The organism is Halobacterium litoreum (assembly GCF_021233415.1).
Lineage (GTDB): Archaea > Halobacteriota > Halobacteria > Halobacteriales > Halobacteriaceae > Halobacterium > Halobacterium litoreum.
Window position 1 is genome coordinate 1,100,414 of the sequence record NZ_CP089466.1, and the last position, 24,974, is coordinate 1,125,387.

A 24,974-nucleotide genomic window follows, 5' to 3' on the forward strand; every position below is an offset into this window, starting at 1 on the left:
TCCGCTACTCCTTGACGCCGTAGAAGCCGGGTTCGTCGTCGCCGCGCGGCTCGGCGACCACGAGTTCGTCGCCGTGCATCATCACCCACGGAATCGCCCAGTCGAGCAGGACGTTCTCGACGTCCGGCGAGAGGTCGGCGTCCGGTTCGAGGTCCTGCAGGAGGCGGGCTATCTCGTAGACGGTGTACATCTCGTCGTCGTCCATCAGTTCCGCGGGCGTGTAGAAGTCACACGGGTGGAGTTCGTCGAACTCCGATTTCGGTTCGGGCATACCGACTCTCCGTGTGTGCCGCCGAAAAAACCCCCGATGCGGGGGAACGCTTTTAGACCCCTCTCGTCTTGCCTCTCTCAAGCGACGCGCATGACAGGACACGATACGACGCGGGCGTCGGGCCGAAGCGACGCGAAGTCGGCGCTCGTCGACACACTCCGCGACCGCGTCGACGGCAACCTCCGGGACGTGTGGGTGCTGGACGAACAGGCACAGGAACCGCTGTACCTCCGAGACGACATCGAGGAGCGCATCACCGACGTGGACGTCGAGAAGTACCTCGACAACGAACGCTACGGCTTCGTCACCCGCGAGACGTACAACCGCCTCCACTACTCGGAGTTCCGGTACACGCACCGCGGGTTCGACACGTGGGAGTTGTTCCGGACGTTCGTCGTGGACGGCCCGACGAAGGTCGGCGTCGTCGTGGGCGTGGACTCCGACGGCACGAACTACGACTTCGCGGCGCTCACCGACGCCATCTACGAGGTCGCCGACGAGTACGGCGTCGACGCGTTCGCGCCCGACCCGGACGCGTAACCACGGGGTTGACGCGCGGAACCACGGGGCCAACGCTCGTTCCGGCGGCGCCGCTGGGCGACGAGCGCGAAAGAAAACTGGTGGGTGTGACGCGTTACTCGAAGAGGGAGACGACGTCGCTGTAGTTCTCTGCGACGTTGTCCCAGTTCACGACCTCGAAGAAGTTGCTGACGAAGTCGCCGCGGTCGGGGCCGTAGTCGTAGTAGTAGGAGTGCTCCCAGACGTCGAGGGCCATGATGGGGTGTGCGCCCCAGAGCGCGCCCTGGTCGTGCTTGTCGACCTTGACGTTGCGGAGCTGCTTGGCGACCGGGTCGTAGACGAGGAGCGCCCAGCCGCCGGCGGCGGAGGCCGCGGCCTCGAACTCGCCCTTCCAGCCCTCGTAGGAGCCGAAGTCCTCCTCGATGCGGTCGCGGAGGTCGCCCTCCGGTTCGCCGCCGCCGTTCGGGTCCATGTTCTCCCAGAACAGCGTGTGGAGGTAGTGGCCACAGCCGTTGTGGGTTACGTTCCCGAGCGCGCCGGCGGTACTGGAGTAGTCTCCGCTCTCGCGGTTGTCGGCGAGGGTCTCCTCCGCGGAGTTCAGGCCGTTGACGTAGCCCTGGTGGTGGGTGTCGTGGTGCCACGTGAGCACCTGTTCGCTGATGTGCGGTTCGAGCGCGTCGTAGTCGTAGGGAAGCGGCGGCAGTTCGTGCTGGCTCATGGTGAATTCCTCCGACCCAATCATCTCTCGGAGTCCTGTTAAAGGTTGAGGCCACCCACGTTAGCACGTCTCACGGCGTTTCTCGCGCTCGTCTCACGAGCGCCGGAGGGCGACCCGACCGGCGGGCGCGCGGAGCCGCGCGAGTCTGGAACGACGGGCGTTCTGTGCCGGCGCTGACTTGTCGACTTCGTAGGCCGTGTACGTCGCGGCGTCCGGTTCGAACTCCACGACGGCGTACCCCCAGTGGTGGCTGTCGAAGAACTCGACGTGTGGATTCTCGTCTTGGACGGCGCGCTCGACGAGCGAGCGCGCGAACCGCCCCGACGGCAGACCGAGCGTCTCCTTGACGTTCTGGCTGGTGAGCGCGGGCGCGAGGAACTCCACGCCGACTCGCTCCCCGGGTTCGGCCTGCTCGCCGTACGTCGGCTTGAGGTAGCCCGCCGCGTACGAGTGCAGGTCGCCCGTGAGCGCGACGGCGTTCTCAGCCTCCGCGAGCGTCCGAGCGACGGCCTCGCGTTCGGCCTCGTAGCCCGCCCACGAGTCGGCGCTGTACGCCGACTCACCGCCGACCTCGAACTGGAGGTCCATGTGGATGACTTCGTTCGCCCACGCCGTCCACGTCGCCGACGACGCCCGAATCTGGTCGTCGAACCACTCGCGCTGGCGCTCGCCGAACATCGTCGGCGTGCCGTCCGGCCCCCGGGGGCTATCGGAGAGCGACGTGGCGAGCGGCGTCGGCAGGTCGCTGTCGGGGGGCGCCGACCGGAACAGGCGCTCGTCGGTCACCACGAGGTCTAGCAGGTCGCCGAACTCGAACGACCGGTAGAGCCCGAGCGAGTCCAGCAGGTCGGCGTCCGGGTCGTACCGCACTCTCGCGGGCGTGTACTCCCACCACGCCCGGATTCCGGCGGCGAACAACTCGCGCATGAACGCCTCGTCGCCGTTCCGCGGGTGGGAGTCGTCCCCGGCGTACGGCCGGCCCTCCCGGTAACTCCAGAACCGGTCGTTGACGACCTCGTGGTCGTCCCACGTCGCGATGGCGGTGTGCGCCGCGAACGCGGCCTGGAGCGCGCTATCCGACCGGTACGTCCGATGGAGGTGGCGGTAGTCTTCGAGGCCCATCGCGATGCCGGCGCCGCTCGGCAGCCGAATGTCTCGCCCCGGAAACTGCGACCCGCCGGCGTGCTCGTAGACGAAGTCGCCTAGGTGGAGGATGTAGTCCACGTCGTCGTTCGCGACGTGCCGGTAGGCGCCGTACCGGCCGTTCCGGTAGTCCTGACACGTACACACCGCGAAGGACACCGAGTCCGGCGACGAGTCGGAGCGCGGGAGCGTGCGCAGGCGGCCGGTCGGGGAGACGCGGTCGGCGTGCTGGAAGCGATACCAGTACGGTCTGCCGGCTTCCAGTTCGCCGTCGAGGTCCGCCTTGACGGTGTGGTCCCGTCCCGGCCCGGTGGTGCCGGCGTCGAAGAGGCCGACCGGCGACCGGAAGTTCGGGTCCCGAGAGACGAGCACCGAGACCGGTTCGACGGCGCGGTAGGCGGCCGGCGAGACGCGCGTCCAGACGACCGCGCCGGACGGCGTCGGGTCGCCGCTCGCGACGCCCTGCGGGAACGCCTCACGGTCCGGGTCGCCCTCGACGACGGCGCGGTCGGCGCGCACGGCGTCGGCGGCCCGCGGCACGAGGCCCGCGCCCGCGACCGCCCCGAGCGACCGGAGGAGCGAGCGACGAGTCTGGTCGGTCATGTCGACCGCGAGGGACCGCCGAGAGTTTGTAATGAGCGCTGTACGACACGTAAGCCGGCGTTACGCGCGGTGGGATACGGGTAGGACGGTCGTACGAGACGTAGGACCGTGTTACCGGTCGCGGCCCGCTCTACGGCGCACTTCGCTCAGTCGTCGCGGTTCGCTGGCTTCGCGGTTCGCTGGCTTCGCGGTTCGCTGGCTTCGCGGTTCGCTGGCTTCGCGGTTCGCTGGCTTCGCGGTTCGCTGGCGCTCACCGCTCAGCAGTTCCGAGGGCCGACTCCTTCCCTGTGGTCAGTCGTCGCCCCTCGCTCTCTCGAACGTCTCGATGGCTTCCTCGCGGCGCTCGCTGTGGTCCACGATGGGGTCGGGGTAGTCGGGCGCGAGCGACCGGCGCTCCGAGAGCGAGAGGTCGGGCCAGTCGTGGATGTCGTCGGCGGGCACGTCCCGGAGTTCGGGGACGTACGCCTTGATGTAGTCGGCGTCCGGGTCGAAGCGCTCGCCCTGCGTCGTGGGGTTGAAGATGCGGAAGTACGGCTGGGCGTCGGTGCCCGTGGAGGCCGCCCACTGCCAGCCGCCGTTGTCGTTGGCGGTGTCGTGGTCGACGAGTCGCTCCCGGAACCAGTCGTAGCCCTCGCGCCAGTCCACGAGCAGGTCCTTCGTGAGGAACGCGGCGACAATCATCCGCACGCGGTTGTGCATGAACGCCTCCTCGCGGAGTTGGCGCATCCCGGCGTCCACGATGGGGTAGCCCGTCTCGCCGTCCTTCCACGCCTGCAAACCCTCGGGGTCGTCGCGCCACTCGATGGGGTTCTCGTAGTCCTTGAAGTTCTCCGTGACGACGGACTGATTGAAGTACAGCACCTGCGCGTAGAACTCCCGCCACGCCAGTTGCTGTTGGAACTCCTCGACGCTCTCGCGTGCGCCCTCGCTGTCGGCGTCGGCCATCGCGTCCTCGGTGCGCTCGTACACCTCGCGCACGCCGATAGTACCGAATTTCAGGTCGGCGGAGAGCCGCGACGTGTTCTCGTCGGCGGGGTAGTCCCGGCGGTCGGCGTACCGGTAGATGCCGTCCTCGCAGAACGATTCGAGGCGGTCGCGGGCGGCCTCGGTGCCAGCCTCGGGAATCGCGCCGTCCGGTTCCTCGAACCCGAGGTCGCTGGCGGACGGCAGGTCGTCGCCCGCGACGTCCGCGAGAGCCTCGGCGTCCGGTTCGGGCGCGCTGTCGGTCTTCTCGCGGTCGGTCCACTTCTTCCAGAAGTACGTGTAGACGGAGTACGGGTCGCCCGCGTTCGTGCGAATCTCGCCCGGTCGGTGGAGGACGGCGTCGTGGAACGCCTCGTGGCGCGTGTCCTGTTCGTCGAGTGCGGCCCTGACGGCCTCGTCGCGCTCGTCGGCGAGCCCCGAGTAGTCGTGGTTCCAGACGACGCGGTCGGCGTCGAACTCGCGGGCGACGTCGGGAATCACGGCCGACGCGTCGCCGCGCCGGACGACGAGGTCCGAGCCGAGTTCCCGGTAGCGCTCCCGGAGGTCGGCGAGCGCGTCGAGCACGAACGCCACGCGAGGCGGCGCGGCGTGTTCGAGGACGGCGTCGTCGAAACAGAACACGGGCACCGCGTCGCCGGCGTCGGCCGCCGCGGCGAGTCCGAGGTTGTCGGTCGTGCGGAGGTCCCGCCGGTGCCAGAACACCTGCATGGCGCTCCCGTCGGGCGGGACCCTCCTGAAGGTGGTGGGTGGCGCTCGCGGTCACCGCCGTCTGAGCAGTCGCTCGACGGCGCCGGCGGCGGCGAGGGCGACGAGGAACGCCGGCCACAGCGCGTAGTAGAGCGGCGTGAACGACTCCATCGACGCCGAGAACGAGTCCCAGAGGCAGTAGCCCGTCAGGAGCGCGGTCAGCGCGAGCGGCGAGACGGCGTCCGAGCGCAGGTAGAGGGCGGCCGGGACGGCGCCCATCGTCCAGAGGCCGACGAGCCAGTACGCCCACGTCGCGGCGACATCGAGCGTCGCCATTCGCGGACTGGGACCGCCGAGGTCGAGGACGAACTGGCCGTACGCGAGCAGGACGGCGAGGTTCAGGAGGCCGACGCCGGCGGCGACGGCGAAGCGCCGGTTGGAGGAGTCCATCGCTACCGGCGTTCGTCCCGGCACGGCAAGTGTCTGTTGTCGGAACAGTGCGCCGGCGGTCGCTAGTCGCTGCGGAACACGCGGAACGAACCGCGGCCGACGGCGACCTCGTAGGCCTCGTCTTCGTCCCCGTTGTCGTGCGGTTCGGCTTCGACCGTGACTTCGGCGACGCCGACGGTAGAGCCGACGCGCACGACCTCGGCCTCGGCGACGAGGTCGCCGCGAGCGGGCCGGAGGTAGGAGACGTTCAGGTCGATGGTGGCGACGCCCGCCTCGACGGGGTCGTCGAGCGCGGTGCGGACCGAGAGGCCGCCCGCGGTGTCGATGAGCGTCGCGGCGATGCCGCCGTGGACGTTCCCCCTGCCGACGCCGTGGTTCGCGAGTTTCTCGTGGTAGGGCACGCGCATCGTCATCTCGCCCTCCTCGACGTCCTCGACCTCGAGGTCGAGAAAGGAGAGGAAGCCGTGGTCGTCCACGTAGGACTGGATGAACGCGGCCGCGTCGTCCGCGTCGAACGCCGTCATGATTCCCCGTGTGGCGGCGGCCCGCATAAGCCCACCGAGGCGACACCACGGGAAAAGTTATTGTCACGAACGTTCGTGGTGTTCGGTGACACATGACGAACCTCGTCACCAACGTCGAGTCCGTGGTCGCCGAGCACGCCGAGGAGCCGGCCGTCGTCTACGAGGACCACGAGTTCTCGTACGGGGAGTTCTGGGCGCAGACCGGGCAGTTCGCGGCGGCGCTCCGCGAGGGCGGCGCCGAACCCGGCGACCGGGTCGCAATCTACCTGCCGAACCTCCCGCAGTTCGTCGTCGCGTTCCACGGGGCGCTGCGCGCTGGCTGCGTGATCGTGCCGATGAACCCACAGTACAAGAGCCGGGAAATCAGCCACCTGCTCGGCGACTCGGGCGCGACCACCGTGGTGGCGCTCTTGGACCTCGTGCCGTTCGTCCAGCAAGTACGAGACGACACGGACGTGGAGACGGTCGTGACGGTCGGCGGCGAGGCCGACGCGGGAACGCCGTTCCGAGAGTTCCTCGTCGCGGACGGGGACGACAGCGTGGCGGAGCGCGCGGACGACGACGTGGCGGTCCAGCCGTACACCTCCGGCACCACGGGCCAGCCGAAGGGCGTCCAACTCACGCACCACAACCTCGCGTCGAACGCCCGGCAGTCGATGGACATCATGCCGGGCGGGCTGAAGCCGAGCGACCGGAAAATCGGCGTGCTGCCGCTGTTCCACATCTACGGCATGACCGTCGGCATGAACGCCACGCTGTTCGCGGGCGGGACGTTCTACCCGATGGCGGCGTGGGACGCACAGGACGCGATGGCGCTTGTGGAGGACGCCGAACTCACGCTGTTCGACGGCGTGCCCGCGATGTACAACGACATCGTCAATCAGCCGAACGCCGAGGAGTTCGACCTCTCCTCCGTGCGAATGTGTACTGTCGGTGGCTCCGGCATCCCAATCGAAGTGTTGCGAACGTTCGAGGACCTCTACGACGTGGAAATCTACGAGGGCTACGGGCTCACGGAGACGAGTCCGGTGACGCACTTCAACAGCCCGAAGTGGGGGCGTCGCGTCGGCTCCATCGGCAAACCGCTGGACGGCGTGGACGCGAAGGTGATTACGGGCGACTTCGAGGAGGTCGACCCGGTGGCGGAGGGGCCGCTCGACGAGGACGAGGTGGACATGGACGAGGTGACGGGCGAACTCGTGGTCGCCGGGCCGAACGTGATGAAGGGGTACGCCGGTCTGCCGGAGGCGAACCGGGAGGCGTTCACCGAGCGCGAGGGGAGTCCCGGGAGCGAAGCGACCGGGACGTCGGAAGACTCGTCTTCCGGAAAGAAGTGGTTCCACACGGGCGACCTCGGCTATCACGACGAGGACGGCTACTTCTACGTCGTCGACCGCAAGAAGCACATGATCAACACCGCCGGCTACAACGTCTACCCCCGCGAGGTCGAAGAACTCCTCTTCGAGCACGACGCCGTCGCTGACGTGGCGGTGGTCGGCATCCCGGACGACCGCCGGGGCGAGACGGTCAAGGCCTTCGTCGTGAAGACCCCGGACGGCGACGCGACGGCGGACGAACTCAAGCAGTTCTGTCTCGACCGGCTCGCGGAGTACAAACACCCCCGCGAGGTCGAGTTCGTCGAGGAACTCCCGCGCACCACCACCGGGAAGGTCAAGAAATTCGAGTTAGTCGAGGGGTGACAGCCCCGGGGGCACGCCGTTCGTCGGCTCTCACTCCCTGAGGCGGTACCCGGCGGTCGAACCGCCGCCCCAGAACCGGCACTGTACCCCGGTTGTGCAAACGTACTTGCCGCGGTCTACCTTTGAAGCCGGTACATGGCGAATCTCGTCACCAACGTCCAATCTTCTGTCGAGGCAAACCCCGACGACCCCGCAGTCGTCTACGAGGACCACGAGTTCTCGTACGGGGAACTGTGGGAGCAGACGGGCCAGTTCGCGGCGGCGCTCCGAGAGAATGGCGCGGAGCCCGGCGACCGCGTGGCGCTCTACCTGCCGAACCTCCCGCAGTTGGTCGCGGCGTTCCACGGGGCGCTGCGCGCGGGCTGTGTGGTCGTGCCGATGAACCCACAGTACAAGAGCCGGGAAATCAGCCACCTGCTCGAGGACTCGGGCGCCGAGACGGTCGTCGCGCTCGCCGACGTGGTGCCGTTCGTCGAGGAGGTCCGCGACGAGACGAACGTGGAGACGGTCGTGACGGTCGGCGGGGAGGCCGACGCGGGAACGCCGTTCCGAGAGTTCCTGACGGAGGGCGACGACAGCGTGGCGGAGCGCGCGGACGACGACGTGGCGGTCCAGCCGTACACGTCGGGGACGACCGGTCAGCCGAAGGGCGTCCAACTCACGCACCGCAACCTCGCGTCGAACGCCCGCCAGTCGATGGACATCGTGCCCGACGGCCTCCAGCCCTCGGACCGGAAAATCGGCGTGCTGCCGCTGTTCCACATCTACGGCATGACCGTCGGCATGAACGCCGCGCTGTTCGCCGGCGCGACGTTCTACCCGCTGCCGAAGTGGGACGCACAGGAAGCGCTCTCGCTCGTCGAGGACGCCGAACTCACGCTGTTCGACGCCGTGCCCGCGATGTACAACGACATCATCAATCAGCCGAACGCCGAGTCCTTCGACCTCTCCTCGCTCCGGCAGTGTACCGTCGGTGGCTCCGGCATCCCCATCGAGGTGCTGCGGGCGTTCGAAGACCTCTATCCCGTCCGCATCGACGAAGGGTACGGGCTCACGGAGACGAGTCCGGTGACGCACTTCAACAGCCCGAACTGGGGTCGTCGCGTCGGCTCCATCGGCAAACCCCTCGAAGGCGTCGACGCCCGCATCGTCACGGAGGACTTCGAGACGGTGGCGCCCGTCGAGGAAGGCCCCGTCGACGAGGACGAGGTGGACATGGACGAGGTGACGGGCGAACTCGTGGTGTCCGGCCCGAACGTGATGAAGGGCTACCTCGGACTCCCCGAGGCCAACCGCAAAGCGTTCACGGAGGCCGACGGGAAGCGGTGGTTCCACACGGGCGACCTGGGGTACCACGACGAGGACGGCTACTTCTACGTCGTCGACCGCAAGAAGCACATGATCAACACCGCCGGCTACAACGTCTACCCCCGCGAGGTCGAAGAACTCCTCTTCGAGCACGAGGCGGTGGCCGACGCCGCCGTCGTCGGTATCGAGGACGACCGTCGCGGCGAGACGGTCAAGGCCTTCGTCGTGAAGACGCCCGACGCCGACGTGACCGCCGACGAGATTCGGGAGTACTGCCTGTCGAACCTCGCGGAGTACAAACACCCCCGCGAGGTGGAGTTCGTCGAGGAACTCCCGCGCACGACCACCGGGAAGGTACAGAAGTACGAACTCGCCGACGAGTGACGGCAGCGGCCGGTAGCGACTGACGGGGCGCTTCGGCTTTTTCTCGCGTCAGAACCGCTCGCTGAGGCGTTCGGCGTCGCGGGCGTCGTGTCCGCAGAACACGCTCGCGACGGTGCGTCGCGCCAGTTCGCGGACGCGGCGGCGACTGTCCCGCCACGCTTCGTTGCTCCAGAGGAGACTCGTGGCCATCGGCACGCCGTCGTCGTAGTTCTCGCGCTGGTAGGCCTCGTCGCCCGCGATTATCACGGGGTCGTCCAAATCGAGGTAGAGGCCGAGCAGGCCGGGCGTGTGACCGGGCAAGTGGAGCAGGTCGACGCCGTCGTACAGTTGTCGGGGTTCGCGGTCGGGGCTGACCACGCGCCAGTTCAGGTCGCGGTCGAAGTCGGATTGGAGGTAGGCGATGGAGCCGGTGTCGGTGGTCGCGGAGCGGTACGCGAATTCGAGTTCGCGCTCGTGGACGTAGACCGGCGTGTCCGTGCCCGCGAAGTGTCGGAGGCCGCCGGCGTGGTCGAGGTGGAGGTGGCTCATCACCACCGCGTCCACGTCGCCGAGTACGTAGCCCGCTCCGTCGAGCGCGACGGGGAGCGTGCGCTCGTCGGCGTCCGGGTGGTGGAACGCCGAGAACAGGGGTGCGGGCCAGTAGCCGTCGCCCGCGTCGGGGTGACTGCCGGTGTCCCAGAGCACCGTCCCCTCGGGGTGGTCGACGAGGACGTTGTAGACCGGACACTCCACGAGGTCGTGGTCGGGCGCGGGGTCGTCCACGGTCGCCATCGCGGACGAATCCAGCATGTACGCGCGGTCCGCCGTGATGTGGCCGCGGTCGAGGAAGTGAACGTCCATGCCGGGAACGTGGTACTGATTCGACAAAAGGCTACGCTCGAAACCCCGCGCGGGTTGCCAGTCGTTGACACAGTTTTATGCTCCGACGCCGGGAACCCGTGCCCATGACAGACCGATTCTCGGTGTCCGGGACGGCAATCGTCACCGGCGCGTCCAGCGGCATCGGGCGCGCCATCGCGGAACGGTTCGCGGCGGACGGCGCCAGCGTCGTCGTCTGCTCGCGCGAGCAAGAGAACGTCGACCCCGTGGCGGAGGGCATCCGCGAGGACGGCGGCACCGCGCTCGCCGTGGAGTGCGACGTGACCGACCGCGACGCCGTCGAGGCGCTCGTGGAAGCGACCGTCGAGGAGTTCGGGGGCGTGGACTGTCTGGTGAACAACGCCGGCGCGAGTTTCGTCGCGGGCTTCGACGACATCTCGCCGAACGGCTGGCGGACCATCGTGGACGTGAACCTCACCGGGACGTACAACTGCACGCACGCCGCCGCCGAGCACTTGCAGGACGGTGGGGGTTCGGTCGTCAACCTCGCGAGCGTCGCCGGGCAGGAGGGCGCGCCGTACATGAGCCACTACGCCGCCGCGAAGGCCGCCGTCATCAACCTCACGCGGACGCTGGCGATGGAGTGGGCGGGACAGGGCGTGCGCGTGAACTGCATCGCGCCCGGGTTCGTCGCGACACCGGGACTGGAGTCCCAGATGGGCATCTCCGCGGACGACATCGACCGCGAGACGGTCGACAAGCGCGTCGGCGTGAGCGAGGAGATTGCCGACGCCGCGCGGTTCCTCGCGAGTCCCGCCGCGTCGTTCGTCGTTGGGGAGACGCTGACTGCTGGCGGCGTCCCGCAGGGCGAGGAGGTGCCGTCGCTGTGACCGACCGCACCGTCCACCTCCCGGTCGCCGCACAGGATAGCCTCGACGACGTCCTCGACATCGGCGTCACCGCCGAAGAACTCGGCTACGACCGCGCGTGGTTCCCGGAGACGTGGGGCCGTGACGCCGCGACGACGCTCGCCGCGCTCGCCGACCGCACCGAGGACATCGGTATCGGGACGAGCATCGTGAACACGTACTCGCGCAGTCCCGCGCTCGTCGGACAGACCGCCGCCACGCTCGACGAGCACTCGGACGGCCGGTTCCGCCTCGGTCTCGGGCCGAGCGGCCCCGCCGTCATCGAGGGGTGGCACGGCGAGTCCTTCGAGCGCCCGCTCCGGCGCACCCGCGAGTACGTCGAAATCGTGCGGAAGGTGCTGGCCGGCGAGCAGGTCGACTACGACGGCGACCTCGTGCAGACGCGGGGCTTCCGCCTGCGACAGGACGCGCCCGACCCGGCGCCCGAAATCGACGTGACCGGGATGGGCCCGAAGGCCGTCGAACTCGCGGGCCGGTTCGCCGACGGCTGGCACGCCCTGATGTTCACGCACGAGGGCTTCCGGGACCGCCTCGACGACCTCCGCCGGGGCGCCGACCTCGGCGACCGCGACCCCGAGGACGTGCGAACTACCTTCGTCCTGCCGTGCTGTGCGCTCCCCGACGGCGACGCCGCCCGCGACCTGACCCGCCAGCACCTCGCGTTCTACGTCGGCGGGATGGGCGACTTCTACCGGAACGCGCTCGCCCGGCAGGGCTTCGAGGACGCCGCCCACGCCATCCACGACGCGTGGCAGGACGGCGACCACGAGCGCGCGGTCGGCCTCGTGGACGACGACCTGCTGGACGCGCTCGGCGCGGCGGGCACGCCCGAGGAGGTCCGCGAGCGCTTCCAGGAGTTCGCCGCAATCGACGGGCTCGACGCGGTCGCCGTCTCCTTCCCGCGAGCGGCCGACCGCGAGGTCATCGACGCGACGCTCCGCGCGGTCGCGCCCGACGCCTGAATCCGGGGAACTCCGGGCGCGTTTCCCGGGGTTTGACCCTGCTTTTTCCGCCTCGGTCGCGTACGGAGTGGCGTGTACGCAATCGAAGTCACGGAGTTCGGCGACGACGGTGTTCTCGAACGCGTCGAGCGCGACCGCCCGGAACCCGGCCCCGGCGAGGTTCTCGTCGAGGTCGAGGCCGCGGGCGTGAACTTCGCGGACGTGATGCAGCGCCGCGGCCACTACCACGGCGGCCCCGAACCGCCCTACGTGCCGGGGATGGAGGCCGCGGGCACCATCGCCGCGACCGGCGAGGGCGTCGACCGCGAGGTCGGCGAGCGCGTCGTCGCGATGACCGGCGGGAACGCGTACGCCGAGTACGTCACCGCGCCGGCGCTCGCGCTGTTCGACGTACCCGAGTCGATGTCGTTCGCGGAGGCCGCCGGCTTCCCGGTGCAGTTCCTCACCGCCCACCACTGCCTCCACGACTGGGGCGGCCTCGAACCGGACGAGTCGGTGCTGATTCACGCCGCGGCGGGCGGCGTCGGCACCGCCGCCGTCCAACTGGCGAGTCTCCACGGCGCCGAGGTGTTCGGCACCGCCAGCACCGCCGAAAAGCGCGAACTCGCCGAGCGACTCGGCTGTGACCACCCCATCGACTACACGACCGAGGACTTCGTCGAAGTCACGGACGACCTGACCGACGGCGACGGTCTCGACCTCGTGCTCGACGGCGTGGGCGGCGACGTGTTCGCCGACAGCGTCGACGCGCTCTCGCACTTCGGGCGCGTCGTCGCGTACGGCGCGGCGTCCGGCGAACCCGGTACCGTCGACACCGCCACGCTCCTCTTCGGCAACAAGTCCGTCGAGGGCTTCCACCTCGGGCGCGCGATGGAGCGCGACCCCGAGCGAATCTACGAGGCGGTCCCCGAACTCTCGGAGCTGCTCGCCACCGGCGAACTGGAGGTCGTCGTCGGGCAGACCTACGACCTCGCGGACGCCGCCGACGCCCACCGCGCGCTGGAGAACCGCGAGACCACCGGGAAGGTCGTCCTCGAACCGTAAGCCGGAATCAGCGAACCGGTTCGATGCCCTCCCGTCGGCCGTCCAACACGCCGAATCGCTCGCCGCGCCGGCGTTCGAGCCAGTAGAGCAGGCGTTCGGCCCACCGCAGTTTCTTCGCCTTCTCGTCGCCCACGCTCGCGTCCTCGAAGTCCCATCCCGGGAACACCAGTTTCGCGGCGCCGCAGTGGTCCGCGAGGAACGCGGCGCGGTCGCCGTCCGTGAACCCCCCGAAGTTGTAGACTGCGTCGACGGGCGCGGCCTGCGTCGTGCCGAGCACGTGGTCGGCGTCGAAGGCGGGGACGTGTTCCCTGATGGCAGAGATGTTGTCGCCGTGGGCGTGGGCGACGACCGGCGTCCCAGACTCGCTGAGCCGCCTCGCAGTCTCCGGGTTCTTGTCCAGGTCAGTCACCATCGCGTCGACCGAGACGCCGGCGTCGGCGAGCACGTCAACGGCTGTCGACGCGGCGAACACGCGGTCGGCGTCGGCCGCCGTGCCCGTCTCGTCGGCGAGCGACGGCGCGCCGCCGGCGATTGCGACGGTCCGCCCGGTGCAGTCGAGTCGCGTCAGGTCGAACGGCGAGACGTACTCCGCGAGCGCGTCCCGCGCTCGCTCGTCGCCGGCGCGGTCGTACCCGAAGTCGGCGAGAACCGCGTCGTAGACCGGCTCCCAGTCGTCGAACTCCATGGCCGTTGCTACGCGGTCGAATAAATGAAAGGATTCCGTGGTCCGAGCCAGGACGCCCCGCAAGTACCCCTACCCGACGGGGGTCCGGCTTCCAATCCCGGCTTCTTTCCCCGCCGGTATAAGTTTTCCCGTTAGTTGCCGGCTGTCGTCATCGCGGTTGCGAGGTCATCCAGAACGCCGCTCTCGCCCGAAATCCGGCCCGCAGCGGCCCGCAGCGTCGCCGCCGTTCCCGCGACGAGCGCCGGATTCGTGTCGGTGATTGTCACACCTTCGTCGGCGAGTATCGCCCGGTCGTCGGCCGTTAGACCTCGGACTTCGAAGGCGCGCGCGACGGCGTCCGCGGCGGCGTCCGCGTCGCCGTCGAGGCGGGCGACGTGGCGTTCGGCCTCCCGCACCGTCGTCACGTCCAACTCCTCGACGGCGTCGGTGCGCGTGCGGTCCCGCGAGAACCGGTGGCCGACGAGCGCCGCGTCCCGCGTCTCCGCCACGTCGTGAGTCCGAATCACGTGCGCGCCGCGCTCGACGGCCATCGACGTCGCCGCCAGCGACACCGGGAGCGCGCCCTCGGTGTCCCGTCCGGCGATTTCCTTCAGGAAGTTCTTGCGGTTGATAGAGACCAGCAGGGGATAGCCGTAGCCCCGGAACTCGCGGAGTCGGTCGAACGTCTCCCGGTCGTCGTCGGTGGTCTTTGCCTCGCTCCACCCGCCGAACGCCGGGTCGAGGATGGTTTTGTCCGTGAAGCCGTTCAGCGAGAGCGCGTCGTAGATGTCGTCGACGTCCTCGACGGCGCCCGGGCGTTCGAGGTCCGGGGGACTCGCCATCTTCGCCACCGCCACGTCGTGGGCCTCGCACACCGCTGGCATCTCCGGGTCGGCGAACCCGCAGATGTCGTTGACCATGTCGAACCCCCGCGAGAGCGCCTCGTCGGCGACCTCGCTGTACCGCGTCTCGATGGAGAACACGGCCTCGCCGTTCACCTGCTCGACCGTCTCGATTGCCGTCTCCAGCCGGTCGAGTTCCTGCTCGGCCGAGAGCACGTCGAAGCGCTTGTTCGCGGATTCGAGGCCGACGTCCACGATGTCCGCGCCCTCCGAGATTAGTTCGTCGTCGACGTACTCGGCGGCGGCCGCGGGGTCGTCGAACACGCTCGGGTCGTAGGGGGACTCCTTCGAGACGTTCAACACGCCCATGATGCGGGGCGGGTGGTCGTCGCCTATCGGGAGGCCGGCGGCGTCGACGGTTCGCATGCCCGGAACGGGGGGCGGCGCGACCAAAGGCGATGCGGTATCGGCGACACCGGCTTCACGCGACTTTTGTGGGTGCGCGGCCTACCCTCGGCCAATGACGAAGGTGAGCATCGGGTTCCGCGGGTGGCGTTTCGACGAGGACGAGGTGTTCGACGAGCACGGGAACTACCGCGACGTCGACGAGATGAGCGACGACACGCGCGAGCGGTTCGTGCGCATCCCCCAACTCGTCGACCAGCCGTGTGACGTCTGTTACCTCGAGGTCGGCGACGCGGACGCCGACGAGGTGAACGCGCCGACGGCGGTGTACGGCGAACCGCGGGGTGAAGTCCTCGTCTGCGACGACCACGAGGCGGCGTTCTACTACTGGTTCCTCGAAGCCGGCGGCGACGAGTACGAGGGGTCGACCGAACTGCAGGACGCGTTCCACGAGTGGATTGCCGCCGGGAACCGCGAACCCGACTGGTACGACGGCCCGGACCACGTCGACACCGACCCCGAGGCCGTGCCGGAGCCGGCCGGCGACGAGTTCGAGGCCGTCGACGTGGAACTCCCCGAGGAGGAGCAGGCGAGCGTGAACCTCCTGGACGTCGACGAGGACCTGCAGGACGAGGACCTCGACTTCGAGGCGGAGTACCCGACCGGCGATGAGTAAGCCCGCCGTCGCCGTCGTCGACGCGAAGACCTCCGGGAACGTCGGGACCATCGCGCGAGCGATGAAGAACTTCGGGTTCGAGGACTTGTTGCTCGTCGACCCGCCGTACCTCGGTCGGGACTCCGAGGCCTACGGGTTCGCCGGGCACGCCCGCGAGGACGTGCTCCCGAACGCCCGGGAACTCTCCTTCGACGAACTCGCCGCGGAGTTCCACACGGTGGGGTTCACCGCGGTGACGAACCAGGACGCCACGAAGCACGTGCGCTTCCCGTTCCGCACGCCCGCCGAACTCTCGGAGAGCCTCGCGGACGTGGAGTCACAGACGGCGTTCGTGTTCGGCCGGGAGCGCGTCGGCCTCACGAACGACGAACTCGCGCGAATCGACGAGGTGTGTGCGATTCCCGCGAGCGAGGACTACCCCGTCCTGAACCTCGGGCAGGCGGCGACCGTCGCGCTGTACGAACTCCGCGACCTCGCGATGAACCGCGACCAACTCCCCGAGGTCGAACGCCACCGGGCGACCGAGGAGGAGATAGAGGCGTTCTACGAGCACGCCGAGGAGTTCCTGGACGCCGTCGACTACCCCGAGGAGAAACGCGACAAGACGGTGCGGATGCTCCGCCGAATGCTCGGTCGCACCCACCCGACGGGCCGAGAGATAAACACGGTCCACGGCCTGTTGCGGCGCGCCGAGAACCGGATGGAGTAGCCGCCTACGCTACCTAAGCCACCTATTCCTCTCGTTCTTCGGCGCTACCGGGGTTCCGGCGCGCGTACAACACGATCGGCTGCATCGTCAGTTTCGGTTCGCCGTCGGCGTTCGCCGTCGTGAGGTCGGTGCGGACGACGCCCCGGTCGGGCTTGCTCTCCGAGGGCGTCTTCTCGATGACTTCGACGGTGACGGACAGCGTCTCGCCGGGGAACGTCGGGTTCGGCCACCGGAGTTCGTCGACGCCGATGGCGCCGTAACTCGCGGCGTCGGCGAAGTGGTGGTCGACCAGCAGCCGCATCGTCATCGACGCGGTGTGCCAGCCCGACGCCGCCAGCCCGCCGAGCGGCGACTGCTCGCGTGCACGCTCCGGTTCCGTGTGGAACCACTGCGGGTCGTACTGCTCGGCGAACGCCAACACCTCGTCTTCGGTCACCTCGTACGCGCCGAAGGAGAGTTTCTCGCCGACCGAGAGGTCTTCGAAGTAAACTGTCACGTCCGCGGGTTCGCGAGCGGCGTCGTTAGGTGTTGCGCTCGATGCGGGATTCGAGGGTGTCGCGGACCGCGTCCGCGTCGGCGCTCGTGACCGAGAACCGGTCGAAGCGCTCGTCGACGTCCAGCGCCTCCTCGAAGAGGCCGCCGCGCTTGTCGACCTCCAGCAGGCAGTCCACGCCCTCGCCGGTCGGATGCGTCACGACCTCGACCTCGTCGACCTTCCCGGCGAACGGGCCGCTCCGCGGAACGAACTCGAACTCCTGGACGAACCGCTGGCCGGAGAACAGGCGCTCGCTCTCGACGGGGTGGCCCTCCCGCACGCGGAATCCGAGGTCGTCGAACGCGTCGAGGACGGCCTCCTCGTGGGGACCGGGCTGGACGTCGATGTAGTCGGTGTCGTCCGGGTCGAGCGCCCAGTCGATGTCGAGACCGGTCTCCACCCAGACCTGCGTGTGGCCGACGGAAACCGGCGTGTCGCGGGGAATCTCGATTTCGGTCTCGAACTCGCGTTCCTCGTCGGCGTCGATGGTAAAGGACTCCGAGAGGCGGGCCTTCGAGACGACGCCCTTGCGACTCGACTCGTCGGTCTTGTACTTCGTGCAGACGGCGAAGTAGATGCTGTCGACGTCCTGTTCGGTGTCGCCGCCCTCGACGTGGACGGTGACGTCGACGGTGTCGCCGGCGGTGACTGTCTCGGGAACGATTGCGTCGACCGTCGCCGCGCCGATACCGACGCGGGAGAGTACGTCTTTCATCGGGGACTCGGGACGGACTGCGTCGCGCTGCGGTAAATACTTTCAGAACGAGCGCACGGCGGCCGCGGTGTCGCTGGCGAACGCGCCGATGGCCTCGCGTTTGACGAGCGCGAACCCGACGAAGATGGCGGCGAACCCGACGACGGCGGAGGCGTCGACGACGCGTCCGAGGAGCAGCCAACTGGCGAGCGCGGCGACGACCGGTTCGAGGTAGCCGATGAGGTTGAGTTCCGTCGCGCCGATGCGGTCGAGCAACTCGAAGTACAGCAGGAAGCCGCCACAGCCGGAGACGAGCGTGAGGTACGCGAGGCTGACGAGGGCGGTGGTCGTCCACTCGATGCCGACGAGGGACTCGCCGCGGGCGCCGGCGCCGACCCAGAGGACGAGCGAGCCGAGGAGCATCGCCCACGCTTCCATCGTCTCGATGGGGAGGTCGGTGGCGAGCGGGCGGGCGAGGACGCTCCCGAGCGCGAAACTCGCGGCGGCGAGGAAGACGAGGGCGACGCCGACGAGGCTGGTCGCGCCGCCGCCGGGCGCGGCGACGACGGCGACGCCCGCGAACCCGAACAGGAGACCGACGCCCTGCACGAGGTCGATGGACGGCCCGGAGAGGATGCGGCTGGCGAACGCGGCGGTGAGGATGGGCGAGAGGCTGATGACGATGGCGGCGACGGAGCCCGAGACGCGGAGTTCGCCGAGGTAGAGCGCGCCGTGGTAGACGGCGATGACGAAGACGCCGGCGACGCTCGCGGCGAACCACTCCTCGCGGGTCCGGGGGCGCCAGCGGTCGGTGCTGTAGGCGGCCCACGCGAGGATGATGGCGCCCGCGACGGTGTACCGGATGGCGGCGAAGGACAGCGCGGGGACGACGTGCAGACCGATTTCGATTGCGACGAACGAGGTGCCCCAGAACGCGGCGAGCAACAGGAACATCGCCGTGGATGGCGGGATTCCGGGAACCGAACGATGGTAACTCATGTTCAGTTCGAGACGACGTACGTATATTAGACTTTTCTTCAAAGATAGTTCTGCTACTGGATTCTGGTACAGTATAACGAACTATCGCTGTGGATGCGTCTCACTCCCACAGGCTTTTGTCGGCGCTCGCCGACCCACCGAGTGATGGACGAACGCGACGTGACGCTCCTGAAGGCCATCTCCGACCTCGGCACCGGGAGCCCCGAGAAACTCCACGAGGAGACCGACATCCCCGTCTCCACGATTCACTACCGACTCAACAACCTCCGGGACGCCGGCGTCGTCGAGAACGACCTCTACGACCTCGATTTGGACGAACTCGGCCTCGGCGTCACCGTCGTCCTCGAAGTCCTCACCGACTACGAGGGCAGCTACGAGGACGTCGCCGCGAAAATCAGCGACGTGGAAGGCGTCACGCAGACGTTCTTCACGATGGGCGAGACGGACTTCATGGTCGTCGCCAGACTCCCCGACTCCGACGACGTCGAGCGACTCATCTCCGACTTCGAAGCGCTCCCCGAAGTCGACCGCACCAACTCCACGTTCGTCATCTCCCGCGAGAAAGACACCGCCCGCCCGCTCCAGAGTTACAGCCTCGACACGCTCCTCGCGGAACTCGCCGACGACGAGTAGTCAGGCCCGGGCCTGAATCTCCTCGCGCAGCACCTCGCTCACGAGGTCGCCGTCCGCCTTCCCGCGGAGCGCGCCCATGCACTCGCCCATCAGCGCGGAGAACGCGCCCATGCCCTGCTCCTCGACCTGCTCACTGTTGCGCTCCACGACCTCCACGACGGCCTCCCTGACCTCGTCTTCGGCCGCGGAACCGAGCCCGAGGTCTTCCGCGAGGTCCGCGGGGTCGCGTTCGGGGTTCTCGGCGAGCGCCGTCAGCAGTTCCGGCACGCCCTCCTGTGCGAGGTCGCCGTCCGCGACGAGCCCGAGCACGCCCCGGAAGTGGTCGTCCGCGAGGTTCTCGACGGACACGTCGTCGCGGCGCAGTTCCGTCACCGTGGATTCGAGCGTCTGCGCGGCGAGCGTGGCGTCCACGCCCGACTCGACGCTCTCCTCGAACAGCGGCCACCGCCGCCCGAACGCCACCTGCTCGGCGAGGCCCGCGTCCAGCCCGAAGTCGGACTGGTAGCGCTCGACCTTCTCCGTGAGCAGTTCGGGCGTCTCGACCTCGCTCGCGTCGGGGTCGACCGGCGGCACGTCCGTCTCGGGGTACATCCGTGCCGCGCCTGGCAGCGGACGGAGGTACTTCGAGGTGCCGTCGTCGTTCGCGCCCCGGGTCTCCTCGGGCACGCCGTCGAGGGCGGTCTCCGCGCGCTCCGCGACGGCCTCGATGGCCGACGGCGCGGTCTCGCGGTCGTCGGCGACGATGGCGACGGCATCCTCGTCGCCCGCGCCCACTGCCTCCCGCAGCGCGTCGACCTCGCTCTCGGTGACGCCGTACGCGGGCAGTTCGTCCGTGTGGAAGATGCCGCCCGCGCCGTGGCGCTTCGCGTGGTCCGAGAACTCCGTGCCGAGGCGCCGGTCGTCCTGCAGTTCCCGCCCGACGAGACCGTCGAAGCCGTACAGCGGGACGGCGTACACCACGCCGTCGGCGTCTAATGCGCCTCGAATGACGCCCGACTCGGTGTCCGCGAACACGTCGGTCACGTCCCGCGTCTCGCCCACGGAGGCGTCACGCTCGCCGAGTTCGTCGGCGATGTCGAGCAGTTCGACCTGCCGCCGGACCTCCCCGCGCACCAGGTCGTCGATGTCGTCGAGGCTCTGGACGCCCTTCATCTCCACGCGCGCGCCCTCGGCGATGGAGACGTTCACGTCCTGCCGGATGGTGCCGAGGCCGCGCTTGACCTTCCCGGTCGAACGCAGCAACATACCGATGCGCTCGGCGGCCTCGCGGGCCTGCTCGGGCGACGAGATGTCCGGCTTCGTGCCGATTTCCACGAGCGGGATGCCGAGGCGGTCGAGGCTGTAGAGGACGCCCTCCTCGCGTTCTTCGACGCGCTGGGCGGACTCCTCTTCGAGCATCACGTCCTCGATGCCGACCGCGCCCTCGCTCGTCTCGATTTCGCCGTCCTGCGCGATGAGCGAGGAGCGCTGGAAGCCGGAGGTGTTCGACCCGTCGATGACGACCTTCCGCATCACGTGCGCGCGATCGACGGGGTCCATGTCCAGCAGTTGCGCGATTTCGAGGGTGGTCGCCAGCGCCTCCTCGTCGAGGCGGTGGGGCGGTTCGTCGTCCTCCTCGACGAGACACGTCGAGTCGTACGCGAGGTACTCGAACTCGCGTTCGACCTTGCTCTCCTCGAGCGCGGCCTCGTCGATTTCGCCCAGTTCGGAGCGGGTCGGGTGGAGGTACCGCGTGAACGAACGCGCGGACTCCTCGGGCTCCCGGAGTTCCGTCGGGCACGAACAGAACAGCTTCGTCGCCGTGTCCAGTTGCTGGTGAATCTCCAGCCCGGCGACGAGCCCCAGTTCGTCGTAGTCGAACTCGGTCATTACCGGGACGTGGGTCGCCGAACGATAAAAAACCGTTCAGTCTGCGACCGCTGTCTCATCGTTCTCACCGAGAAATAGAGAGACGACAAATCTGACAGTTAGGTCCCAAACCGCAGCTACACCGAGAACAAAAATAACCACCAACGCTCCTCTTAGGCTTCTGATTTGGTTGGCTGTGATGGATGATGCAATAACTCCTGCAGAGCCTGCTATTATAAACCGATTCGCTTGAATCAATGACTTGCCAAACTCGCGTCGATTAAACGTGGACGTGGCAATAGTCTTGAGTCGAGTTCTATTTGGGAGATTCATTTTCAGACACCCCCGACTGGCCTACGGTTTTTGAATCGCTTCCTCCAATCGCTTCGAGAACCCTTTCTTCGACGGTCGTAGCCACCTCGTCGGCGTCCGCGTCGTCGCGGTCGATGGCGGCCGCGTCGCCGCCCGCGATGGACCGCGAGCCCGCAGTGTCGAAGACCACCGTCGTCAGATTCCAGCGCTTCTGGAAGACGGTCTGCTGGCGAATCACCGTCTGGACGCGCCGGTACGGGACGACGCGGGTCTGCCGCCGCCAGAACCCCGACTGCGTGACGACGTGGTCGCCGCCGAGGTCGAGGCCGCGGTTCCGGTACGCCAGACGCGCCGCGGGCACCGCGAGCGGAATCAACAGGGCGACCGCGTACCACGGGAACGCGAGGAGGTAGCGGCTCACGAGGAAGGCGACGGCGAGCACGGCGACGCCGACGAGCGCGTACCGGCGGACGTAGCGCTTCCGGGCGCGCTCGGGCGGCCGGGACACGTCGAAGTCGTCGAAGGGCTCCAGCGACTGCGCGAGCGCGAGCACGTCCTCGCGGGGCGCGATGGGGACGGCGGCCTCCGACCCGCCCGAGGGTGAACTGCCGGGGGCGTAGCCCGCCGTCTCGACGGCGAGGGACGCGAACCCGTAGCGCCGCATCAGCACGTTCTCCTCGACGCTGACGGTCTGGAGTTTCGAGAGCGGGATGGTGCCGTCGCGGCGCTCGAACAGGCCGCGCTCGTAGCGCAGGTCGTCGCCGACGCGGCGCAGGCGGAAGCCGTAGAACTGGACGATGCGCGCGACGGCCGACACCACCCAGATGCCGAGCGCGCCGACGGCGAGCACGGCGCCGACGACGGCAAGCCCGAACCCGGAGAGGTTCACGCGGTCCACGACGGCGGGCGCGACGAACGGCGCGAGCGCCGCGATGCCCGACAACAGCCGGGGGTCGAACGAGAGGAAGCCGTACAACACGAGGTCGCGGTCAGAGAGTTCGAACAGCGTCTCGCCGCGGCGCTCGCGCTCGGCGCGCTCCTCGGTGTCCTCGGCCGTGGCGTCCGATTCTTCGGCGTCGGTCGCTTCGTCGCGGGTCGCGCGCCGACGCTCGCGGACTTCCTCCTGGAGGCGCCCGGCCTCCTCACGGCTCACGAACCGCAGGCTCGCCTCGGTGCCGCCGCCGCCCGCCGTCTCCACATCCACCTTCGCGAGGCCGAGCAGGCGCGCGACGAACGACCGCGTCACGTCGACGTTCTGCACGCGACGCAGGGGAATCTCGCGCTCCCGTCGGGAGAACACGCCCGACGAGATGTCGAGACTGTCCTCGGTGAGTTCGTACTCGAAGCGCCGGTAGTACGCTATCTCGTAGGCGACGATGGCGGCTATCGCGAGCACCGCGAGGACGACCGCGCCGCTCGTGAGTACGGGGTCGCCCTGCGCGAGCGCGACGCCGCCGACGAGGAACGCCCACGCCAGCCCGATTCCCCGCGAGACGGCGCGAAACGGCACCGAGAGCGGGTGGAGTTTCATACGGCGTCCCCCGCGTCGCCCGAGTCGGGTTCGCTCTCGATGGCGAGGCGGCGGAGCGTCTCCTGCACGTCGTCGGCGCGGTCGGCGGCGAGGCCCGGAATCGACACGTCGGCGCCCCGCGACCCCGCGGTGTAGACGACGACCGAGGAGAGCCCGAGCAGGCGCTGAATCGGGCCGCGGCGCGCGTCGACGTGCTGGACGCGCACGTACGGGACGACCGTGCGCACGGTCACGAGCACGCCGCGCTCGATGTAGAGCGTGTCCTCGCGCACCTCGAAGCGCCACGCGCGATATCGGAGGAGGGCGTGGACGCCGCCGAGGAGGGCGAGGACGGCGAACACGGTGCCGCCCGCGAGGAGCGGTGACACGTCGATTCGGTCGACGTTCGAGACGAGAAAGAAGGCGCCGAGGGCGACCACGGCGGCGAACACGAAGGCGCGCGCGAGCCACAGCACTCGCACGCGAGCGTCGAGACGTTCCATGGCTTCGGGTTCGACGCCGACGACAAGAAAGTACGTGGGGTTCTCCGCGACTGCGAAGTCAGTCGTCGCCCGAGAGGATGCCGCGGTGGGTCATCTTCTCGGGGTCGAGGGCGTCCTCGGCCTCCTCGGCGGAGAGGTAGCCCTTCTCGACGACGACTTCCTTGACCGTCTTGCCCTCCTTCAGTGCGGCCTTCGCGACCTCGCTGGCCTTGTCGTAGCCGATGGCCGGGTTGAGCGCGGTCGCGAGCGCCATCGAGCGCTCGACTTGCTCCTCGCAGTGTTCCTCGTTGGCTTCGAGTTTCGCGACGAACTTCTCGCCGAAGGTCTCGCTGGCGTTCGCGAGCATCTCGGCGGACTGGAGGAAGTTGTGCGCGAGCACCGGCTTGTAGAGGTTCAGGTCGATTTGGCCCTCCGCGGCGCCCGCGGAGACGGCGGCGTCGTTCCCGACGACCTGCTTGTGGACCTGATTGACGGCTTCGGCGACGACGGGGTTGATTTTCCCGGGCATGATGGAGGAGCCGGGCTGGTTCTCCGGCTGTTCGAGTTCGCCGAGACCGTTGCGCGGGCCGGACGCGAGCAGGCGGAGGTCGTTGGCGATCTTGTTCAGGGAGCCGGCGACCGTGCGGAGCGCGCCGTGGGCCTCCGACATGGCGTCGTGGGCGGCCTGCGCCTCGAAGTGGTCGTCGGCCTCGCGGAACTCCACGCCGGTCTCCTCGCTGATGTACTCGGCGGCCTTCTCGGGGAACTCGGGGTGGGTGTTGAGGCCGGTGCCGACGGCGGTGCCGCCGAGCGCGAGTTCCGCGAGGTGGGGCTTCGCGTTCTCGACGCGCTGGATGCCCTTCTCGACCTGCGCGCGGTAGCCGCCGAACTCCTGTCCGAGGCGGACCGGCGTCGCGTCCTGGAGGTGCGTGCGCCCGGTCTTCACCACGTCGTCGAACTCGTCGGCCTTCGCGTCGAGTTCGTCCCGGAGCGTCTCCAGCGCCGGCTCGACGTCCTTCACGACGGCTTCGAGGCTCGCGACGTGCATCGCGGTCGGAATCACGTCGTTGCTGGACTGCCCGTAGTTCACGTGGTCGTTCGGGTGAACGACGCGGTCACCGACCTCCTTCCCCATGAGTTCGGCGGCACGGTTCGCGATGACCTCGTTGGCGTTCATGTTCGAGGACGTCCCGCTCCCCGTCTGGAACACGTCGACCGGGAACTCCTCGTCGTGTTCGCCCGCGATGACTTCGTCCGCGGCTTCCACGATGGCGTCGGCCTTCTCGTCGGCGACGAGCCCGAGGTCGCGGTTGGCCTGCGCGGCCGCCTTCTTCACGACGCCGAGCGCGCGCACGAACCGGCGCCCGAACGTGATGCCCGAAATCGGGAAGTTCTCGACGGCGCGCTGGGTCTGTGCGCCCCAGTAGGCGTCGGCCGGTACCTGCATCTCGCCGAGGCTGTCTCGCTCCGTTCGGTAGTCCTCGCTCATACTCGAAGCGTCGGTAGGCGGTGCGTAAAAGCCATCGAAACGCGTGGCCGTCGCCGGAGCCGGGACACCACGTCAACTACTCTCAGGGGTTTACTCGGTACCGGATTAAAGAATGGACAATGATTAAGTAT

General features: G+C 68.6%; 25 protein-coding genes. 9 read left to right on the forward strand and 16 right to left on the reverse strand.

Features of this window, described 5'->3' with window-relative positions:
* Positions 1-4 precede the first annotated feature (4 nt).
* Positions 5-271 (reverse strand): DUF5827 family protein, encoded by a 267-nt coding sequence (locus tag LT972_RS06105; protein WP_232572310.1) that lies wholly within the window; start codon positions 269-271, stop codon positions 5-7.
* A gap of 90 nt (positions 272-361) precedes the next feature.
* Between LT972_RS06105 and LT972_RS06110 the strand changes: the two genes are divergently transcribed.
* A complete protein-coding gene (locus LT972_RS06110; RefSeq protein ID WP_232572311.1) occupies positions 362-811 on the forward strand; it encodes a DUF7522 family protein in 450 nt (149 codons plus the stop codon).
* A gap of 94 nt (positions 812-905) precedes the next feature.
* On the opposite strand, the gene sod is transcribed toward LT972_RS06110, so the two are convergent.
* From sod to LT972_RS06135, 5 genes are all read right to left on the reverse strand, one after another.
* Complete coding sequence (gene sod / locus LT972_RS06115) at positions 906-1,508, reverse strand: superoxide dismutase (RefSeq protein WP_232572312.1); 603 nt, start codon at positions 1,506-1,508, stop codon at positions 906-908.
* Positions 1,509-1,601: 93 nt separating this feature from the next.
* Positions 1,602-3,254, reverse strand: coding sequence for an alkaline phosphatase D family protein (locus LT972_RS06120; RefSeq protein WP_232572313.1), 1,653 nt, complete (start codon positions 3,252-3,254; stop codon positions 1,602-1,604).
* 291 nt (positions 3,255-3,545) lie between these two features.
* On the reverse strand, positions 3,546-4,946 hold the full coding sequence (locus LT972_RS06125; RefSeq protein ID WP_232572314.1) for a cryptochrome/photolyase family protein: 1,401 nt from the start codon (positions 4,944-4,946) through the stop codon (positions 3,546-3,548).
* A gap of 51 nt (positions 4,947-4,997) precedes the next feature.
* Entirely contained in the window at positions 4,998-5,375 is a 378-nt protein-coding gene (locus tag LT972_RS06130) for a hypothetical protein (RefSeq protein WP_232572315.1), read from the reverse strand.
* A gap of 62 nt (positions 5,376-5,437) precedes the next feature.
* Positions 5,438-5,899, reverse strand: coding sequence for a PaaI family thioesterase (locus LT972_RS06135; RefSeq protein WP_232572316.1), 462 nt, complete (start codon positions 5,897-5,899; stop codon positions 5,438-5,440).
* Between the two features lie 92 nt (positions 5,900-5,991).
* On the opposite strand from LT972_RS06135, the gene LT972_RS06140 reads away from it, so the two are divergent.
* Both LT972_RS06140 and LT972_RS06145 read left to right on the forward strand, forming a co-directional pair.
* The gene (locus LT972_RS06140; protein ID WP_232572317.1) at positions 5,992-7,599 is read left to right on the forward strand and encodes a long-chain-fatty-acid--CoA ligase; all 1,608 of its coding nucleotides are present in this window, start codon (positions 5,992-5,994) and stop codon (positions 7,597-7,599) included.
* A 135-nt stretch (positions 7,600-7,734) separates the two neighbouring features.
* Complete coding sequence (locus LT972_RS06145) at positions 7,735-9,291, forward strand: long-chain-fatty-acid--CoA ligase (protein WP_232572318.1); 1,557 nt, start codon at positions 7,735-7,737, stop codon at positions 9,289-9,291.
* 48 nt (positions 9,292-9,339) lie between these two features.
* On the opposite strand, the gene LT972_RS06150 is transcribed toward LT972_RS06145, so the two are convergent.
* Positions 9,340-10,131, reverse strand: a complete 792-nt coding sequence (locus LT972_RS06150; protein WP_232572319.1) for an N-acyl homoserine lactonase family protein — start codon at positions 10,129-10,131, stop codon at positions 9,340-9,342.
* A 104-nt stretch (positions 10,132-10,235) separates the two neighbouring features.
* Here LT972_RS06150 and LT972_RS06155 point away from each other — a divergent pair, with 104 nt between their 5' ends.
* The 3 genes from LT972_RS06155 to LT972_RS06165 all read left to right on the forward strand — a co-directional run bounded on the left by LT972_RS06155 (position 10,236) and on the right by LT972_RS06165 (position 13,045).
* Complete coding sequence (locus tag LT972_RS06155; RefSeq protein WP_232572320.1) at positions 10,236-11,000, forward strand: SDR family NAD(P)-dependent oxidoreductase; 765 nt, start codon at positions 10,236-10,238, stop codon at positions 10,998-11,000.
* Entirely contained in the window at positions 10,997-12,001 is a 1,005-nt protein-coding gene (locus tag LT972_RS06160) for a TIGR04024 family LLM class F420-dependent oxidoreductase (protein WP_232572321.1), read from the forward strand. The genes LT972_RS06155 and LT972_RS06160 overlap by 4 nt, the downstream gene beginning before the upstream one ends.
* Before the next feature lie 72 nt (positions 12,002-12,073).
* On the forward strand, positions 12,074-13,045 hold the full coding sequence (locus tag LT972_RS06165) for a quinone oxidoreductase family protein (protein ID WP_232572322.1): 972 nt from the start codon (positions 12,074-12,076) through the stop codon (positions 13,043-13,045).
* A gap of 7 nt (positions 13,046-13,052) precedes the next feature.
* Here the strand turns inward: LT972_RS06165 and LT972_RS06170 are convergent, their stop codons facing one another.
* Positions 13,053-13,730: a 6-hydroxymethylpterin diphosphokinase MptE-like protein gene (locus LT972_RS06170; RefSeq protein WP_232572323.1), complete on the reverse strand. Its 678-nt coding sequence runs from the start codon at positions 13,728-13,730 to the stop codon at positions 13,053-13,055.
* A gap of 131 nt (positions 13,731-13,861) precedes the next feature.
* A complete protein-coding gene (gene folP, locus LT972_RS06175) occupies positions 13,862-14,977 on the reverse strand; it encodes a dihydropteroate synthase (RefSeq protein ID WP_232572324.1) in 1,116 nt (371 codons plus the stop codon).
* Between the two features lie 94 nt (positions 14,978-15,071).
* On the opposite strand from folP, the gene LT972_RS06180 reads away from it, so the two are divergent.
* Together LT972_RS06180 and LT972_RS06185 are read left to right on the forward strand one after the other, a co-directional pair.
* The gene (locus tag LT972_RS06180) at positions 15,072-15,632 is read left to right on the forward strand and encodes a hypothetical protein (RefSeq protein WP_232572325.1); all 561 of its coding nucleotides are present in this window, start codon (positions 15,072-15,074) and stop codon (positions 15,630-15,632) included.
* Positions 15,625-16,341, forward strand: coding sequence for an RNA methyltransferase (locus LT972_RS06185; RefSeq protein WP_232572326.1), 717 nt, complete (start codon positions 15,625-15,627; stop codon positions 16,339-16,341). The genes LT972_RS06180 and LT972_RS06185 overlap by 8 nt, the downstream gene beginning before the upstream one ends.
* A 22-nt stretch (positions 16,342-16,363) precedes the next feature.
* Here the strand turns inward: LT972_RS06185 and LT972_RS06190 are convergent, their stop codons facing one another.
* From LT972_RS06190 to LT972_RS06200, 3 genes are read right to left on the reverse strand one after another with little or no spacing between them, the layout of a single operon-like run.
* Positions 16,364-16,837 carry a MaoC family dehydratase gene (locus tag LT972_RS06190; RefSeq protein WP_232572327.1) on the reverse strand — a complete coding sequence of 158 codons (474 nt, stop codon included), beginning with the start codon at positions 16,835-16,837 and terminating at the stop codon, positions 16,364-16,366.
* 25 nt (positions 16,838-16,862) lie between these two features.
* Positions 16,863-17,591 (reverse strand): sporulation protein, encoded by a 729-nt coding sequence (locus LT972_RS06195; RefSeq protein ID WP_232572328.1) that lies wholly within the window; start codon positions 17,589-17,591, stop codon positions 16,863-16,865.
* 42 nt (positions 17,592-17,633) lie between these two features.
* Positions 17,634-18,569 carry a DMT family transporter gene (locus LT972_RS06200; protein ID WP_232572329.1) on the reverse strand — a complete coding sequence of 312 codons (936 nt, stop codon included), beginning with the start codon at positions 18,567-18,569 and terminating at the stop codon, positions 17,634-17,636.
* Positions 18,570-18,713: 144 nt separating this feature from the next.
* On the opposite strand from LT972_RS06200, the gene LT972_RS06205 reads away from it, so the two are divergent.
* The gene (locus tag LT972_RS06205; protein ID WP_232572330.1) at positions 18,714-19,202 is read left to right on the forward strand and encodes an Lrp/AsnC family transcriptional regulator; all 489 of its coding nucleotides are present in this window, start codon (positions 18,714-18,716) and stop codon (positions 19,200-19,202) included.
* On the opposite strand, the gene gatE is transcribed toward LT972_RS06205, so the two are convergent.
* The 4 genes from gatE to LT972_RS06225 form a co-directional block, all read right to left on the reverse strand.
* Positions 19,203-21,071 carry a Glu-tRNA(Gln) amidotransferase subunit GatE gene (gatE, locus tag LT972_RS06210; protein WP_232572331.1) on the reverse strand — a complete coding sequence of 623 codons (1,869 nt, stop codon included), beginning with the start codon at positions 21,069-21,071 and terminating at the stop codon, positions 19,203-19,205. It abuts the gene before it with no gap.
* A gap of 295 nt (positions 21,072-21,366) precedes the next feature.
* Positions 21,367-22,893 carry a PH domain-containing protein gene (locus tag LT972_RS06215; RefSeq protein ID WP_232572332.1) on the reverse strand — a complete coding sequence of 509 codons (1,527 nt, stop codon included), beginning with the start codon at positions 22,891-22,893 and terminating at the stop codon, positions 21,367-21,369.
* Positions 22,890-23,375 (reverse strand): PH domain-containing protein, encoded by a 486-nt coding sequence (locus LT972_RS06220; RefSeq protein WP_232572333.1) that lies wholly within the window; start codon positions 23,373-23,375, stop codon positions 22,890-22,892. Before LT972_RS06220 ends, LT972_RS06215 begins: the two co-directional genes overlap by 4 nt.
* 58 nt (positions 23,376-23,433) lie before the next feature.
* Positions 23,434-24,843 carry a class II fumarate hydratase gene (locus LT972_RS06225; protein WP_232572334.1) on the reverse strand — a complete coding sequence of 470 codons (1,410 nt, stop codon included), beginning with the start codon at positions 24,841-24,843 and terminating at the stop codon, positions 23,434-23,436.
* Positions 24,844-24,974 lie beyond the last annotated feature (131 nt).